Annotated in this window: 15 protein-coding genes; 12 read left to right on the top strand and 3 right to left on the bottom strand. The window is 35.6% G+C overall.

The window, feature by feature from the left end:
• The first annotated feature begins 161 nt into the window (after window positions 1–161).
• The 5 genes from tgt to ACILQF_RS00145 all read left to right on the top strand — a co-directional run bounded on the left by tgt (window position 162) and on the right by ACILQF_RS00145 (window position 7,174).
• A complete protein-coding gene (gene tgt / locus ACILQF_RS00165; protein ID WP_395625386.1) occupies window positions 162–1,292 on the top strand; it encodes a tRNA guanosine(34) transglycosylase Tgt in 1,131 nt (376 codons plus the stop codon).
• Window positions 1,293–1,295: 3 nt separating this feature from the next.
• A complete protein-coding gene (locus ACILQF_RS00160) occupies window positions 1,296–2,375 on the top strand; it encodes an LptF/LptG family permease (RefSeq protein WP_395625385.1) in 1,080 nt (359 codons plus the stop codon).
• A gap of 6 nt (window positions 2,376–2,381) precedes the next feature.
• On the top strand, window positions 2,382–3,290 hold the full coding sequence (locus ACILQF_RS00155) for a DMT family transporter (protein ID WP_395625384.1): 909 nt from the start codon (window positions 2,382–2,384) through the stop codon (window positions 3,288–3,290).
• A gap of 652 nt (window positions 3,291–3,942) precedes the next feature.
• Window positions 3,943–6,786 carry a hypothetical protein gene (locus tag ACILQF_RS00150; RefSeq protein ID WP_395625383.1) on the top strand — a complete coding sequence of 948 codons (2,844 nt, stop codon included), beginning with the start codon at window positions 3,943–3,945 and terminating at the stop codon, window positions 6,784–6,786.
• Between the two features lie 97 nt (window positions 6,787–6,883).
• Window positions 6,884–7,174 carry a hypothetical protein gene (locus tag ACILQF_RS00145; RefSeq protein ID WP_395625382.1) on the top strand — a complete coding sequence of 97 codons (291 nt, stop codon included), beginning with the start codon at window positions 6,884–6,886 and terminating at the stop codon, window positions 7,172–7,174.
• Window positions 7,175–7,192: 18 nt separating this feature from the next.
• On the opposite strand, the gene ispE is transcribed toward ACILQF_RS00145, so the two are convergent.
• Complete coding sequence (ispE, locus tag ACILQF_RS00140; RefSeq protein ID WP_395625381.1) at window positions 7,193–7,996, bottom strand: 4-(cytidine 5'-diphospho)-2-C-methyl-D-erythritol kinase; 804 nt, start codon at window positions 7,994–7,996, stop codon at window positions 7,193–7,195.
• Window positions 7,997–8,125: 129 nt separating this feature from the next.
• Here ispE and ACILQF_RS00135 point away from each other — a divergent pair, with 129 nt between their 5' ends.
• From ACILQF_RS00135 to ACILQF_RS00105, 7 genes are all read left to right on the top strand, one after another.
• Window positions 8,126–8,920 (top strand): thymidylate synthase, encoded by a 795-nt coding sequence (locus ACILQF_RS00135; RefSeq protein ID WP_395625380.1) that lies wholly within the window; start codon window positions 8,126–8,128, stop codon window positions 8,918–8,920.
• A 4-nt stretch (window positions 8,921–8,924) separates the two neighbouring features.
• Complete coding sequence (locus ACILQF_RS00130) at window positions 8,925–9,410, top strand: dihydrofolate reductase (protein WP_395625379.1); 486 nt, start codon at window positions 8,925–8,927, stop codon at window positions 9,408–9,410.
• A gap of 113 nt (window positions 9,411–9,523) precedes the next feature.
• Entirely contained in the window at window positions 9,524–12,472 is a 2,949-nt protein-coding gene (gene secDF, locus ACILQF_RS00125; protein WP_395625378.1) for a protein translocase subunit SecDF, read from the top strand.
• Between the two features lie 104 nt (window positions 12,473–12,576).
• Window positions 12,577–13,020: a MarR family winged helix-turn-helix transcriptional regulator gene (locus ACILQF_RS00120; RefSeq protein WP_395625377.1), complete on the top strand. Its 444-nt coding sequence runs from the start codon at window positions 12,577–12,579 to the stop codon at window positions 13,018–13,020.
• Window positions 13,021–13,053: 33 nt separating this feature from the next.
• Window positions 13,054–14,058, top strand: a complete 1,005-nt coding sequence (locus tag ACILQF_RS00115; protein WP_395625376.1) for an NAD(P)/FAD-dependent oxidoreductase — start codon at window positions 13,054–13,056, stop codon at window positions 14,056–14,058.
• 1 nt (window position 14,059) lies between these two features.
• Complete coding sequence (locus ACILQF_RS00110; protein ID WP_395625375.1) at window positions 14,060–14,380, top strand: 2Fe-2S iron-sulfur cluster-binding protein; 321 nt, start codon at window positions 14,060–14,062, stop codon at window positions 14,378–14,380.
• 5 nt (window positions 14,381–14,385) lie between these two features.
• Window positions 14,386–15,267 carry a hydroxymethylglutaryl-CoA lyase gene (locus ACILQF_RS00105; protein WP_395625374.1) on the top strand — a complete coding sequence of 294 codons (882 nt, stop codon included), beginning with the start codon at window positions 14,386–14,388 and terminating at the stop codon, window positions 15,265–15,267.
• Window positions 15,268–15,417: 150 nt separating this feature from the next.
• Here ACILQF_RS00105 and ACILQF_RS00100 read toward each other — a convergent pair whose 3' ends face one another.
• Both ACILQF_RS00100 and fbaA read right to left on the bottom strand, forming a co-directional pair.
• Window positions 15,418–15,849: a GNAT family N-acetyltransferase gene (locus ACILQF_RS00100; protein ID WP_395625373.1), complete on the bottom strand. Its 432-nt coding sequence runs from the start codon at window positions 15,847–15,849 to the stop codon at window positions 15,418–15,420.
• A gap of 98 nt (window positions 15,850–15,947) precedes the next feature.
• The gene (fbaA, locus tag ACILQF_RS00095; RefSeq protein ID WP_395625372.1) at window positions 15,948–17,027 is read right to left on the bottom strand and encodes a class II fructose-bisphosphate aldolase; all 1,080 of its coding nucleotides are present in this window, start codon (window positions 17,025–17,027) and stop codon (window positions 15,948–15,950) included.
• Window positions 17,028–17,052 lie beyond the last annotated feature (25 nt).

Genomic DNA, 17,052 nt, shown 5'->3' with positions numbered 1-17,052 from the left:
AATCCACGCCCTAAATCATAATTTAAATCTTGTAAATTTCTGATTTTTCAATGAACTATTGGCATTAATTATAAAATAAAAGAAATAAACTCTTCTAAATTCAAGCTTAGATCGGGAGCAGTTTATATTTTGCTATTTTTGCCCCAATTATTAATTTGTAAATGAAATTTAAACTAGAGGCAGAAGATAAAAATTCTAAGGCACGTGCAGGTGAAATTACAACTGCTCATGGGGTAATAAAAACTCCAATTTTCATGCCTGTAGGTACAGCTGGGTCAGTAAAAGCAGTCCATCAACGTGAATTAGCAAACGATATTAAAGCCCAAATTATACTTGGGAATACGTATCATTTATATTTACGTCCGGGACTTGAGACCTTACAATTGGCGGGAGGATTACATAAATTTAATGGATGGGACCGACCACTACTCACAGATAGTGGTGGCTATCAGGTTTATTCTTTATCAGGGGTCCGTAAAATAAAGGAAGAAGGCGTCACCTTTCGATCACATATTGATGGATCAAAACATTTATTCACGCCCGAATCGGTAATGGATACGCAGCGTATTATTGGTGCTGATATTATAATGGCATTTGATGAATGCACTCCCTATCCTTGCGAATATGGCTATGCAAGAAGATCGATAGAGATGACACACCGTTGGTTGAAACGCTGCTGCGATCGATTTGACACTACTGAACCCATTTATGGATTTGATCAGACATTATTCCCTATTGTACAAGGTTCAGTTTATAAAGACCTTAGAAAACAATCGGCCGAAGTAATTGCATCATTTGAACGTGAAGGTAATGCAATTGGTGGCCTATCTGTTGGAGAACCTGCAGAAGACATGTATGAAATGACTGAGATTGTTTGCGATATCCTTCCTAAAGATAAGCCGCGTTACCTTATGGGTGTGGGCACTCCAATCAATTTATTAGAAAATATTGCACTTGGTATTGATATGTTTGATTGTGTTATGCCAACCCGGAACGCAAGAAATGGCATGCTCTTTACCAAAAATGGGATCATAAACATCAAAAATGAACGCTGGAAGAATGATTTCTCTCCCATTGAGGAAGATTCTGATCTTTTTGCCGATAGAAACTATACAAAGGCTTATCTTAGACATCTAGCTCATTCTAAAGAGATTTTGGGCGCCCAAATTGCTACTTTACACAACTTGAACTTTTATTTATGGTTGGTAAATGAAGCTAGAACAAAGATTATTTCAGGAGAATTTACTGAATGGAAAAATAAAATGGTCGTAACATTAGCGCAACGTTTGTAAGATATGATCAAAATAATTGACTGGTACATCATAAAAAAATACCTGGGTACATTTTCATTTACTCTGGCAATTTTCACGGTGATTATCGTCATTTTTGATGTGTCCGAGAAACTTGACGATTTTTTACGGCATCAGGCTCCAGTTTCTGAAATAATTTTCAGCTATTACGCCGGCTTTATTCCATTTTATCTAAATTTTCTTTCCCCACTTATAAATTTCATAGCTGTAATATTTTTTACAGCTAAAATGGCCGACCAGACAGAAATAGTGCCTATATTAAGCAGTGGAGTAAGTTTTAAACGATTTCTCCGCCCCTATGTAATTTCCTCAACAGTGATATTTTTAGTTACCCTAATATTTAATCTTTTTATTATTCCTGAAACGAATCAGTTAAAAATTGATTTTGAAAACACGTATATCAATCCTAAATCAGATAACTCGAAAATGTTTACACATATGCAAATCGATAAGGATAGCTATGTTTACATTGAAAATTTCGATAATAATCAGAGAGTTGGTTATAAATTTATTTTGGAAAAATTTTCAGGTGATAATTTAAAAGAAAAGTTAATAGCAGATAAAATCACATGGGATTCGCTAAAATCAAAGTGGAAGATTGATAATTATTCGATTAGAAAGATAGATGGTCTAAAAGAAAGTATGACTTCTGGTATCACTAAAGATACTACTCTCGATATGCGTCCTAAGGATTTTGAAATTTATGACAATATTTATCAGGCGATGAACATGAATGAGTTAAATGACCGCATCGAGAAAGAAGAAACAAGAGGAACTGGTGTGATGGTAGACCTTCAATTAGAAAAATATAAACGATTTGTTTATCCATTATCGGCCTACATTTTAACACTCATGGGGGTTTCTTTATCATCCAGAAAGGTACGTGGAGGAATTGGACTACCCCTTGGAATCGGTATATTTTTAAGTTTCGCTTACATCATATTTATTCAGTTTGCCAATATGTTTGCGCTAAAAGGCGGACTACCTCCACTAATTGCAGTCTTTATTCCAAACATTATTTTTGGGATTCTTGGCGTTTATCTCTTAATTAAAGCACCAAAATAATCCAATATGCCTTCAATAAACACCCCAATTAGCCGAAACCTCATCATTTTACATATTACCGTCTTTATTTGGGGCTTTACCGGTATACTTGGAGCTGTCATCTCAATCGAAGCAAGTTACCTCGTATGGTATCGCGTACTCATCGCCTTTGTAAGTTTATATGCCTATTTTTTATATAAAAAAACCACAATAAAGGTTTCAAAAGAAACCTTTATAAAACTCTTTTTTACTGGTGCTATCGTAGCAATACATTGGATTTTATTTTTCCAATCTATTAAATCCTCTACCGTATCAGTTGCGCTAGTGAGCCTATCCTCGCTAACTTTATTCACTGCTATTTTAGAACCACTCTTAAAAAAACAGAAAATTTCAAAAGTTGAAATCTTAACTGGAGTCCTAATCATATTTGGGATTTTCATGATTTTTAAGTTTGAATCAAAGTATACCTTCGGAATAGTTTGCGGTTTATTAAGTGCTTTTTTTGCTAGTATTTTCTCTATTATAAATTCCAAGCAAATACAAAATCGCTCTGCAGCCATTATAAGCTTCTATGAGCTCATTGGCGCATGGGTATGGGTTTCTATCTATTTATTAATTACAGAGGGTTTTAAGGCTCCTGTGAGCCTCAATCCTACTGATTTTGCATTTTTATTCATCTTAGGGACTGTTTGTACATCGGTTGCCTACGTTTCAGGAGTTGCAGTCATGAAAGAGTTATCGGCCTTTAGAGTTGCACTTATTACTAATCTGGAGCCGGTTTATGGCATTATTTTAGCCTTTCTTTTCTTTGGAAAAAGAGAACAAATGACTCTAGGGTTTTATGCCGGAGCTTTATTAATACTTGGTACAATATTCATATTTCCCTACATAAAAAATATAAAAGGAAGAAAAATATCAAAACAATCCAAGGAGTAGGTAAGATAAAAAAACAAGAATTCTATAAAATTTCTAAAGGAATTATCACTATAACATTAAATTAGAGAGGTCAATTTTGCCTGAAATCAAGCATGCCGCATCCTCTTTTTCGTGATTAATATTAATTTTAAGCACCCGATTCAACCCGAAATTTGTAGAAAAAGAACAAATAAATCAGTAGATTATTATTAAAAATGAGATATAAAAACCTATTCTAACATGGGTAAATTTTTAATAAAGGGAATGGATTTTTAGCAAAATAATTAGACTTATGTCCATATTTTTAAAACCAAATGGCTCGATTAATCTAGAAATTAATTAAAAATACAATTGATAATTCAAGAAGAAATACTGCAAAAACCATAAATAATTTCTCTCGTTTTGCACCTTAATTTTCGTACATCCAAAAAATATTAGTGGATTTAATAGAACAAATTCTCTCGAAAATTTTGTTATATTAGAATTATCAAAATCTCTTAAAAAATTCAATTTTCAGTAGAAATTAGGTTTTTCATCCTTAATTCATTTAAATTTATAATTTTATTACTAATTGTAAATCAGTACTTTACAAATTTTATATAAAATTTAAAATAATGTAAATTATTGAAAGAAGAACTAGTCGGACTAAAATATTTAGCAATTTGGTTTTATCATGAAAAAATACATATTTAAACTATTAATTATCAGCACTTTATGTATAATTATATTAAGCTTTAATTCAACAAAGGTTTTTTCACAGATTTTTAGTGCCGAACAAAACCCTCCAAGTATAAAATGGTCACAAATCAATAGTTCGAATTTTCAGATCATCTACCCTACTCAACTTGAAGATGAAGCACAGCGAATGGCAAATACTCTGGAGCACATTATTGGCGGAGTTAGCAAATCTTTAAATATTAAGCCAAGAAAGATTTCCATTATTTTACAAAACCAATCAGTTATTTCGAATGGCTTTGTTCAACTTGCACCTCGTCGTTCTGAGTTTTTTACGACCCCTCCTCAAAATATCGATTTTCAAGATTGGCTTAACAGCTTGGCCGTTCACGAACTACGGCATGTGGTACAATTCGATAAATTAATACCCAACCTAAAAGCTCCCTTTTTTGAGGAATTAGCACTCGCAATCTTTGGCATCTCCCTCCCACCCTGGTTCTATGAAGGAGATGCTGTAGGAATTGAAACAGCTTTAAGCCATGCAGGTCGCGGAAGAGTCCCGGAATGGGAATTATTTTTCAAAACAAATTCGCTTGGCTCAAAAAGCTATTCCTATTCTAAAAATTATTTTGGATCCTTTAAAGACCGAACACCTGGTTATTATCAATTAGGTTATTTCATGACAAGCAAGCTTCGCAGAGATTTCGGAGAGGGAATTATGGACAGCATTTTAACACGCATTTCAAGAAACCCATTACGTCCTTATAACCTAAGCAATTCGATTAAAAAGTACACTGGACTAAACAGCAGTAAGCTTCATGACTCAACGCTTAGTGAAATTAAGAACCTCTGGCAAAAACAGCTTGATCAAGTTCAGCCCCGAACCTATTCCAAATTGAACAAAAGAAAAGATTCATTGCCTAGCGACTACCTATTACCGATTCGGATTTCTAACAATCAAATCCTAGCCTTAAAGCAAAATGTTAAAGAAACTCCAAGTCTTATTTTAATTGATGACAATGGAAATGAAAAAACAGTCAAAAAAATCGGATATCAAACTGAACCCAATTTCAACTATGCAGCAGGGAAAATTGTTTGGGACGAATTGAGATTTGATAAAAGATATTTCAAACGATCCTACAACGTGATTAATATTCTTGATCTAGAGAGCGGTGCATTTAAACAAATCACCCATAAAAGCAGACTCTTTTCTCCAGCACTTTCGGCAGATGGAAAAAAAGTGGTGGCAATAATGATAAGAGAAGACAATAAGAACCTCCTGGTTGAATTAAAATCTGAGACAGGTGAACTTATCAAGGAATATCTACCCAAGGTCGGCCAAGGGCTTCAAATGCCCTCTTACAACAAAACCGGCGACAGGGTTATATGCACTGCAAGTAGCAAAGATGGTTCTTCACTTTTGGAATTCTCTTTATTAGACGGCAGTCAGAAATTATTATTACCATTTGCCAGACAGCAAATTAGTCGCGCGATATATGCCGCCAATACTATTATTTTCCGTGCCCACTACAACGGAATAAACAATATTTATAGTCTAGAGCCAGGCACAAACAGAATCAAAACAATAAGTAATGTTAAATTTGGTGCTTCCAATCCTTCCTTTCATTCAGAAAGCAACACTATAATTTTTAATAATTATCAAGAATCTGGGTACGATATTTCGTCCGTTCCTTTTGAAATCGAAACAGAAATAAGCGCGTTTCATAAAGACACTTTTATTGACTTTTCAGCACCATTAGTTTTACAAGAGTCTAATACCGCATTGCTTGATAGCATTCCCAAAACAGAATTTTTGAGCAGGCCATACAAAGAATCTAAAAACCTCTTCTACTTTCACAGTTTATCACCTATTATGGAAGATGGTAATGACAATAATGAGCTCAAAATTGGTTTAAAATTAAAATCCAATAATAAGTTGAACACTTTTGATTTTTATACAGGATACCTATTTAATTCCGGATTGAAAAGAAATGAGTATTTGGTCGGAATAAGCTATAAACGATTTTACCCAATATTCAATTTAAAATATGTTAACCGAGCCCAAGTGGTTAATTTCAGACAAAAAAACAGCATAATTCCAATTAATTGGCGTGAAAGCTTTATTGAAATGGAGATGAATATACCTTTCACTTTTAATAGGTTGAACAAAACCTTTAACATGGGCATTTTTAGCTCTAGCAGTTTTACTTCGCGCTATGACATTCAGAATAAACCAGTAAATTTTATTGAAAAACTAAGATTTCCATTGAAGCATACCGCCTATTTTAGAAGAAACACACAAAAAAGCTTGAGAGATCTTGCACCTAAATGGGGCCAAAATTTTACAGCAACTTATTTTCACCTTCCTTTCGAAACACAGCTAAATGGCAGCTTATTTGCTTTTAAAAGCATGTTTTACAGTCCCGGGGTTTTAAAAAACCACTCTTTTCAAGCCAGCTTTAACTATCAAAAAAGCGATGGTGCTTATTCTTTCAATATTGAGATACCAAGAGTAAGTGGTTATAATAATTTAAATCCTATCTCCAAACTAAGAAACACCCTTCTATTAGACTACAAGTTTCCCCTATTTTACCCAGATGCAGAGATTGGTCCCATAGCTTATGTCAAGAGAGTTAAGGGTGGCCTATTCACAGATTTTGAAAATATAGGCAAAGGCTCAAAGTTTCAAGCTCGGAGTTACGGTATTGAATTGAGTAGCGACATGAACTTAATGCGATTTTTTCTTCCAGAATTTGAACTTGCGGGTAAATTGATATTTTCAAACGAGCTTAGTAGAAACAAGCCTATTTTCGAAATAGGACTTACCTACAAAATAGAATAGTTGAGGTGAATTTCTTCGACAATTATCTTGCAATATTTTTAATTATTATCGTATTATTAGATCAAAATCCGATATTCGGAATTACAAAATAGAATCTATGTCATTCAAAACAATCTTTATCATAATCGTTTCTGTACTGGTTACCATTATTCTAATGAACAATACAGATGAAATTCAATTCTGGATCTTTGGAAATGCAAAAATCCCAAAATTGGCTGTTTTAGGGTTCATGTTCGGACTTGGAGCTATTGTTGGATATATTGCCGGTAGACCAGGGAAAAGAACAAATAATGACAATGATGTAGAGGATAATGATAAAGAACCTATTGAACGAGGCAACAATAAAGAAAATCAGCTAAGTGATGAGGATCGAGAATATATCAGTTAAAAATAGGCAAATCAATAATTATACCCCATAAAATACCTGACTATCCTTTTCCATTTCAGGCAATTGAATTTTTTCTTTAAAAATTCCAAAAACAGAAGAACCACTACCACTCATTGAGGCATATAAAGCTCCAGACTGGTAAAGCTTTGATTTTATGTCTCCAATAATTGGATATTGATCAAAAACAGAAACTTCAAAATCATTTTTAATGAATATTTTCCATTCTTCAATAGGTAGTTTTATTAAATCAACTAATGGATTTGAAGTTGCCCGAGGAATTACACCACGATAAGCTTCTGCAGTAGAAACCTGCACATGAGGCATAACTAAAACCATATAAAAACCACTTAGATCTATTTCTATGTTTTGCAATTCATCGCCCTTTCCAAAAGCAATGGCAGGCTTATTCTGAACAAAAAAAGCACAATCCGAACCTAACTGTGAAGCATATCCTTCCATTTTAGAAATTTCGAGCCCCAATTCAAATTTATCATTCATTAATTTGATAAAAAATGAAGCATCGGAAGAGCCACCCCCTAATCCTGCACCAATTGGTATGTGTTTATGCAGATGAATGTGGACAGGTGGTAGTTTATGATTTTTAGACAAAAGATGATAAGCCTTCAAGCAAAGGTTATTCATTGGATCTCCAGGTATATCCAAGCCAGATGAAGTAAACATTAGGTGCTCCGATTCAACTACCTCTAGCGCATCCTTAAGCCCTATTGGATAGAATATAGTTTCCAAATCATGATATCCATCTTCTCTTTTGCTGAGAACATTTAAACCAATGTTTATTTTTGCATTTGGGAACATGATCATATTCTAAAGATCGCTACTTTTATAAAAAATTTAGGATAGCAAAAATACATTAATATTTTATTTGCTGATATTTGATTTTTGTAGCAAACAAATGCATTAAAAAAAACAAACTAACATCTATATTCATACATGAAACAATACCTTGATCTGATGCAGCATGTACTGCAAAATGGCACTCAAAAGCATGATCGAACCGGTACGGGCACCATCAGTGTTTTTGGATATCAAATGCGTTTTAATCTGCAGGAGGGTTTCCCACTGGTAACTACTAAAAAAGTTCACCTGCGATCCATCATACATGAATTAATCTGGTTCTTAAAAGGTGAAACCAATATTCGTTATCTCAAAGAGAATGGAGTAAGTATTTGGGATGAATGGGCGGATGAAAATGGAGAACTCGGCCCGGTTTATGGTTCGCAATGGAGGTCTTGGCCAACACCAAATGGAGGTCACATAGATCAAATTAGTCAGGTTATTAATCAAATTAAGTCGAATCCTGATTCCAGAAGACTAATTGTATCCGCATGGAATGTAGCAGAGATTGAAAACATGGCACTTCCACCATGCCACAGTTTTTTTCAGTTTTATGTTGCAGATGGAAAATTAAGTTGCCAGCTTTACCAAAGAAGTGCGGATATATTTTTAGGTGTTCCCTTTAATATTGCATCTTATGCCCTACTTACAATGATGGTTGCCCAGGTTTGCAATCTTCAGGTTGGCGATTTTATTCATACCTTAGGGGATGCGCATCTGTATAATAATCACCTGGAACAAACTAAACTTCAGTTAAGCCGTGATTGTCGTCCGCTACCGCAAATGAAACTGAATCTGGAGGTTAACTCTATTTTTGATTTCAAATTCGAAGATTTTAGTCTTGAAAATTATGACCCACATCCGCACATAAAGGGAGCAGTAGCAATTTAAACGCATGAAAATAAGCCTAATTGTAGCAGTAGACAAAAATAATGGAATTGGAAAAGACAATCAATTGCCTTGGCATTTACCCGCCGACCTTCTTCATTTTAAAAAAATAACTACCGGATTTCCAATAATTATGGGAAGAAAAACCTTCGATTCTATTGGTAAACCACTACCAAACCGAAGAAATATTGTCGTTAGCCGACAGGCAAGTCTTGAAATTTTCGGCACAGAGGTGTGCAGTTCACTCCAAAGCGCACTTTCATTATGTGAAAATGAGAGCGAAGTCTTTATAATTGGTGGTGCTCAGATATTTGAGCAATCACTAAACTTAGCTGATACACTCTATTTTACAGTTATTCAAAATAATTTCGATGCAGATACTTTTTTTCCTGAATTGGATAAAAATCAATGGCAAGAAACGTCAAATGAAGCACATGAGCCAGATGAAAAGAATATTTATTCCTATAATTTCATAAGATATGATAAGATTTAACATATCTTTTCATTTCTCTTTTAAAGAATTATTCCAAAAAACAAAAATTTAATTAGCTTTGGCGTCTTAACCAAAATAGGCTTAAATCAACATTAACAGACAATTTAAATAAAATGCAAGGTAAAGGATTAATAAAATTCGCAGCAATAGCGCTCACAATCGCGTGTTTGTATTCTCTTTCGTTCACATGGATAGCGAATAAGGTTGAAAAAGAAGCCAAGGAATTATCAAAAGGAGATGCTACAAAAGAAAAGAGTTATCTTGATTCTGTAGCCTCATTGCCAGTATTTGGTAGCTTAGATTATATCACCTATCAATATGCCAAAGAGCGCGAAATTCCACTAGGGCTCGACTTAAAAGGTGGTATGAACGTAACCATGGAAATTTCACTAAGTGAAATGGTACGTAACCTCGCTAACAATAGTACAGATGCAAATTTCAATGCTGCTATCAAAAATGCTGAAAAAGCAATAGCTGAAGGCAATAAAGATTTCATATCTGCTTTTGGTAGCGAATTCGAAAAGCTAAGCCCCAACACTAGACTTGCAACCATTTTTGCAACTAAAGAAAATTCAGCTAACCTGAAAATTGATGCAGACAATAAAGCTGTCTTAGACTTTTTAAGAAAGTCGGCAGATGGAGCAATTGATCTTTCGTTCAATATTCTTCGTACTCGTATTGATAAATTTGGTGTAACATCACCTAATATTCAGAAGCAGCAAGGTACTAATCGTATTTTGATCGAATTACCAGGAGTTACTGATCCTGATCGTGTCCGTAAATTATTACAAGGTTCAGCAAAACTTGAATTCTGGGAAACCTATGATAATTCGGAAATTTTCGGTTTACTTCAAAATGTGAATAGCATTTTAGCGAGTTCTGTAAAAACTACAGATTCAACAAGTACTACCGCTGCCCAAGACACTGCAAAGAGCAAGCTTGCTGCTTTAGGTAAAAAAGATAGTAAAGCTACCGACAGCACTGCTATAAAAAATAAATTACAAGCAGAGCAGGCCAAACAAAATCCATTGTTTGCTTTATTAAATCCTGCCACTTTCCAGGGACAAGATGGCCAAACAAATTTACAGCCTGGTCCTGTAGTTGGATATGCAGCGTTAAAAGACACTGCTAAAGTTAATTCTTATCTTTCTTCTACTGCAGTTAGAGCAGTAATTCCACAGAACATCAAATTATATTGGGGAGTTAAACCAGTTTCTGAAGAAAGTAAAGTATTTGAACTTTATGCATTAAAAACTAGCAACATAGCTGGTGGTCCGGCTCTAGAGGGCGATGTTATTTCTGATGCACGTTCTGATTACGATCAGCGCGGAAATCCAGAAGTAGTGATGGTCATGAATACTGACGGAGCACGTGCATGGCGTTCAATTACTGCAGCAGCGTCCGCTAATCCAAATAATAAAAGAAGTGTAGCTATTGTTTTAGATAATCTTGTTTACTCTGCCCCTACCGTTCAAGGTGAAATACCGAATGGAATTTCATCTATCAGCGGAAGCTTTAAAATTGAAGATACTCAGGATCTTGCAAACGTATTAAAGGCAGGTAGATTACCAGCACCAGCTAAAATTGTAAGTGATTATGTAGTTGGACCATCTTTAGGTGCTGCTTCAATTTCTGCAGGTTTACTCTCAACCATTGCGGGAATTATTTTCATCCTGATTTTCATGGGCTTGTATTATAGCACTGCAGGTGTTGTAGCTAATATTGCTTTAATAGTTAACTTATTCTTCTTAATGGGTGTTCTTGCATCTTTAGGAGCCGTTTTAACATTGCCTGGTATTGCTGGTATCGTACTTTCATTAGGTATGTCGGTAGATGCTAACGTACTAATTTATGAGCGTATTCGAGAAGAGATTGCGGAAGGAAAATCTGTACGATTAGCCATAACAGAAGGCTTTAGAAAAGCAATGCCATCAATTTTAGACTCAAACATCACCACCTTCTTAACTGGTGTTATTCTATACATTTTTGGACAAGGCCCAATAGTAGGTTTCGCAACCACCTTGATGATTGGTATTGTAACCTCTTTATTCGCAGCTATATTCATCTCACGTTTAGTTTTCGAATGGTTACTTGATGGCAAAAAAGCGATTCACTTTTCTATCAAAGCAACTCAAAACTTGTTTAAAGACTCTAAATTTGATTTCATAACAGGTCGTAAGCGTTTCTACTTTCTATCCGCTGCAATCATTGTTGCAGGTATTATCTCTGCATTTACGCAAGGATTTAGCTTAGGAGTTGATTTTCAAGGAGGCAGAGCGTATTTTGTAGCTTTTGACAAACCGGTTGAAGTTGAGAATGTACGTTCAGTTTTAATTGATGAATTCGGCACAGCTGTTGAAGTAAAAACATTTGGTTCATCAAATCAAGTTAAAATCACTACAGCATACCTTATTAATGATAATTCTGATCAAGCAAATGATCAAGTAAGTGAGAAATTGGCTTCCGGATTGAAAAAAATCAATCCAATATATGAAATCAAGGATTCGCAGAAGGTTACGCCTACCATTGCCGACGACATCAAAACCTCGGCTATTTGGGCAGTATTTTTCTCAATTCTTGTAATCTTCCTGTACATCTTAGCCCGATTCAAAAGAATGGCCTTTGGTTTTGCAGCGATCCTGGCATTGGTACATGATGTGCTTGTTTTACTCGCTATATTTACCATATTTAATGGCTGGTTGCCCTTCTCATTAGATATTGACCAAGCATTTGTTGCAGCGATATTAACAGTAATGGGTTATTCAATTAACGATACGGTTGTTGTATTTGACCGTGTTCGTGAATATATTGGTCAGCACCACTCTAAAAACGAAGATTTACCATCTGTTATTAATAATGCACTTAACAGCACTTTAAGTAGAACGGTAATTACTGGTATTTGTACTATTGCCGTACTTCTTATCATCTTCATCTTCGGTGGAGAGATTTTAAGAGGATTCTCTTTTGCGATGTTAATCGGTGTTATTTTCGGTACTTACTCATCTTTATTTGTGGCAACACCATTTGTTGTTGAATTCATTAAAGAAAAAGAGAAAGCCTAATTCTTAGAATAATTTTCCAAACAATATGAAAAGCATCCGTAAAAACGGATGCTTTTTTGTTTTATGATAAATTTATGTAGATATTTGTTGTACGAACAATAAGTATGGCAACAGAAAAATTTAGCACCTATTCTTATTTGCTGGATCGCACGGCAAGAAAAGTGAAGCAATATGCTCAACGACGCTTCAATACAGAAAATTACGACATCACGGTTGATCAATGGTTGATTTTAAAAAACCTGAGCAGCGAAAATGATTTAAATCAGAGTCAGCTGGCAGAAATAACTGAAAAAGATCACCCTACCTTAACTCGAATCATTGATCTTCTATGCAGAAAAGGTCTGACAGAGCGAAAAATTCACCCTCTCGACAGAAGATCATTCCATATTCACCTCACAGATTTAGGAAAAAATCGAGTAACTGAATGGAGTCCTAAAATGTCTGAAATACGAATGAAAGCTTGGGAAAACCTTACTGAAGACGATTATTTAAATCTAAAAAGAATTTTGGATACCATTTACAATAATCTAGATGAAGAAAATGAATAATCTAAACGATATAAAAATAAATAAGCGCATAAAATGATCTCAACTGACCTTTGTATAATTGGAGCCGGCCCTGTCGGACTTTTTGCTGTATTTGAAGCAGGTTTACTTAAGATGAGATGCCACCTAATTGATACATTACCACAGGTTGGCGGACAATTATCAGAAATTTATCCACAAAAGCCCATTTACGACATCCCCGGATACCCTGAAATAAAAGCCCAGGAGCTAGTTGAAAGGTTAATGGAGCAAATAGCACCCTTTAATCCTGGATTTACTCTTGGAGAAAGAGTAGAAGCATTAGTTAGGCAAGATGATGGTTCAATAATTGTAGAAACCAATGATGGTACAAAAATTCATTGCCAAGTAGTTGTAATTGCTGGTGGATTAGGATGTTTTGAACCACGTAAACCAGAAATAAAAGGTCTCCTTGATTTTGAAGGCAAGGGAGTTGAATATATGGTTAAGAATCCCGAACACTTTAGAAATAAACGAGTGATTTTAGCTGGCGGAGGTGATTCAGCACTCGATTGGACTATTTTCCTCGCTGACATTGCTGAAAAAGTAACCTTAATACATCGTGGTGACACCTTTCGTGGTGCCCCCGACTCTGCTGAAAAAGTCCATCAATTAGCTAGTGTCGGAAAAATTGATTTAATCCTTCAATCTAACCTCTTGAGTGTTTCAGGAGCGGATCATCTTGAAGAAGTCCGATATATTGGTAGAGATCAAGTAGAAAAGAAAATTGAAACCGATTTTTTAATTCCACTATTCGGCTTGAGTCCAAAATTAGGTCCGATTGCTGAATGGGGCTTGAACATTGAAAAATCTGCAATTGAAGTAAACACTTTAGATTATTCGACAAATGTGGAGCGGGTTTATGCAATTGGTGATATCAATACCTACCCCGGAAAACTTAAACTTATTTTATGTGGTTTCCATGAAGCCGCTTTAATGGTACAGAGTGCATTCAAATATGTGTACCCTGATCAAAAATTAAGTTTTAAGTACACCACTGTTTATGGAGTAAATACCTTTTAATATGATCAATATAACTATTGAAGATAGAAACGGTGAGCAAAAGTCCGTTGAAATACCTGAAGAAATAAGCCTTAGCCTAATGGAAGTACTGAAGGCTTCAGACTATAACATATTAGCTACCTGTGGTGGCATGGCACTTTGTGCTACCTGTCATGTGCAGGTATTAAAAGGTCTGGAAGATTTACCAGCAGCCGGGAATGATGAGATGGACATGCTCGACACCTTGCCTGATGCAGGTTTCGATAGCAGATTGGCTTGTCAAATTCGCATGAGTGAAAACCTGAATGGCATGGTTTTCAGGATTAGAGGTGATGAACAATAGCAATAATGATTGAAATCATAAATGAAATTGATAAGCAGATGACAAAATTAATTGAATGCCCTAGAGATGCGATGCAGGGGCTGCACGCATTTATCCCAACTGAAATTAAAGCAGAATACATTAATCTCTTACTGCAAGTTGGCTTTGACACTCTTGATTTTGGAAGTTTTGTTTCGCCAAAAGCTATTCCACAGCTCAGAGATACAGCTGAAGTACTTGATAAACTGGACCTTAAAGAGAATGGCACAAAATTATTAGCCATTGTTGCCAATAATAAAGGCATTACTGAAGCTATAAAACACCCACAAATAAACTATCTAGGCTTTCCTTTTTCTGTTTCTGAAACTTTTCAACAAAAAAATACAAATTCAGGAATTGAAAAATCATTGCTTACGGTTGAAGAATTAATAAACCAATGCAGCAAAACAAATAAGGAGGCTGTTATTTATTTATCTATGGGATTCGGAAATCCTTACGGTGATGAATGGAGCGATGAAATTGTTGCGCATTGGGCAAGCGAACTTACCAAGCGAGGTGCTAAAATCTTATCCCTGGCAGATACAACGGGCGTATCAAATCCGGAGAAAATTAATTACCTCTTCCCTCACCTTGTAAAGACCTTTCCGAATGTTGAATTTGGAGTACACTTACATAGTAATCCTACTAATTGGCTCGAAAAAATAGAGGCAAGCTGGAATAGCGGATGCAGACGCTTCGATAGCGCCCTCAGAGGATTCGGAGGTTGCCCAATGGCAGAAGATGGTCTCACAGGAAATATCGCAACAGAGAGCCTTATTTCATTCCTGGAAGCAAAGGGAGAAGTCCTAGGCCTAGATATGGAAAAATGGAATGAGGCGATGAGGTATTCGGGAAGGGTGTTTGGTTAGTTGTTGTCGGAGGTCGGAGGTATGAGGTCGGAGGTCTGAGGACGGAGGTATGAGGACGGAGGTATGAGGTATGAGGTCGGACAACTGACAACTGAGGTCTGAGGTCTGAGAACCGATAATTGTTAACTGTTAACCGATAACCAATATTACTTACAGTGGATTCAAAACCATTTTAAAATGCTGTATTCCAGCTTCTTCAAATTGATCGCCCGACTTTTCAAATCCAAATTTAGCATACAGAGGCATTGCTGTTAGTTGCGCATGAAGATAAACATAAGACGCATCTTCTGGAAGATCTTTGATTACTGTTTCAACGAGTGCTTGCCCCAAACCTATCCCCCTGTACTCCTTTAAAACTGCAAAACGCTCTAATTTATATCCCTTCTCAGTTTTACGCCATCTTGATGCACCTGCAGGAATACCGTTGGCAGTCCCAATAAAGTGGATAGACTCCTCTTCATATTCCCATTCAAGTTCTGGGGGGCAATTTTGCTCTTCAACAAACACGATTCGGCGGATAGCGAAAACCTGTTCCAGTTCTTCATTATTACTAACTTTTTTAACTTCAATTGAATGATTCATATTGAAAAAAAATATTATTTGTGGTAATCATTTATGTGTAAACTCTAAATTTTATTAAAAAAGGGCCATTTAGGCCCTTTTTTAATAAAATAGAAGTATTAAAGTTTATCGTTTACATTCAAGCAATTAAGATCATCAAATGCTTGCGCCAATCGCTTAACAAATGTTTCTTCACCCTTACGTAACCAAACGCGTGGATCATAGTATTTTTTATTGGGTGAATCTTCGCCATCGGGACTTCCAATTTGGCTTTGAAGAAAAAGTTCTTTAGACTTATAATAATCTTTGATACCTTCCCAGAAAGCCCATTGCATGTCAGTATCAATATTCATTTTGATTGCTCCATAAGAAAGGGCTTCTCTAATTTCTTCTTTTGAAGAACCGGAACCACCATGAAATACAAAATTTATTGGTTTTTCAGGGCTAAGATTAAATTCCTTACGAATAAAGTCCTGTGAGTTTTTAAGAATAATCGGTTGTAATTTCACATTACCAGGCTTATAAACCCCATGCACATTACCAAATGCAGCGGCAATGGTAAATTTCTCACTTACCTTACTTAATTCTTTGTACGCATAAGCAACCTCTGAAGGCTGAGTATATAATTTTGAGCTATCTACATCTGTATTATCAACGCCATCTTCTTCACCCCCAGTAACGCCTAACTCAATTTCAAGAGTCATGCCCATCTTTTTCATGCGTTCTAGGTATTTTTTACTAATCTCAATATTTTCTTCAATGGATTCTTCCGATAGATCAATCATGTGCGAAGAAAAAAGAGGCTTGCCATGAAGAGCGAAGAATTTTTCGCCATGATCTAGCAATCCGTCAATCCAAGGTAAAAGCTTTTTCGCAGCATGATCTGTATGCAAGATAACCGCCACACCATAATGTTCAGCAAGAAGATGAACATGCTGTGCTGCTGACACTCCGCCAAGAATGCAAGCATTTAAATTATCGTTATTTAAGGATTTACCGGCGTAAAACTGAGCTCCACCATTTGATAACTGAATGATTACAGGAGAATTAACAGATTTAGCTGTTTCCATCACTGCATTGATTGAGTTTGTTCCAATTACATTGACTGCAGGCAATGCAAACTGATGTTTTTTGGCTATTTCAAATAATTCCTGAACTGCATCACCATGCAAAACACCTTTAAATCCTTTTAAATTCATTTTATTTTCAATTTGTTTAACAGCC

Source organism: Daejeonella sp. (assembly GCF_044232565.1).
Classification (GTDB): domain Bacteria; phylum Bacteroidota; class Bacteroidia; order Sphingobacteriales; family Sphingobacteriaceae; genus Daejeonella.
The sequence above is the reverse complement of the archived record's forward strand: the minus strand, read 5'-3'. Positions and strand labels throughout refer to the sequence as shown.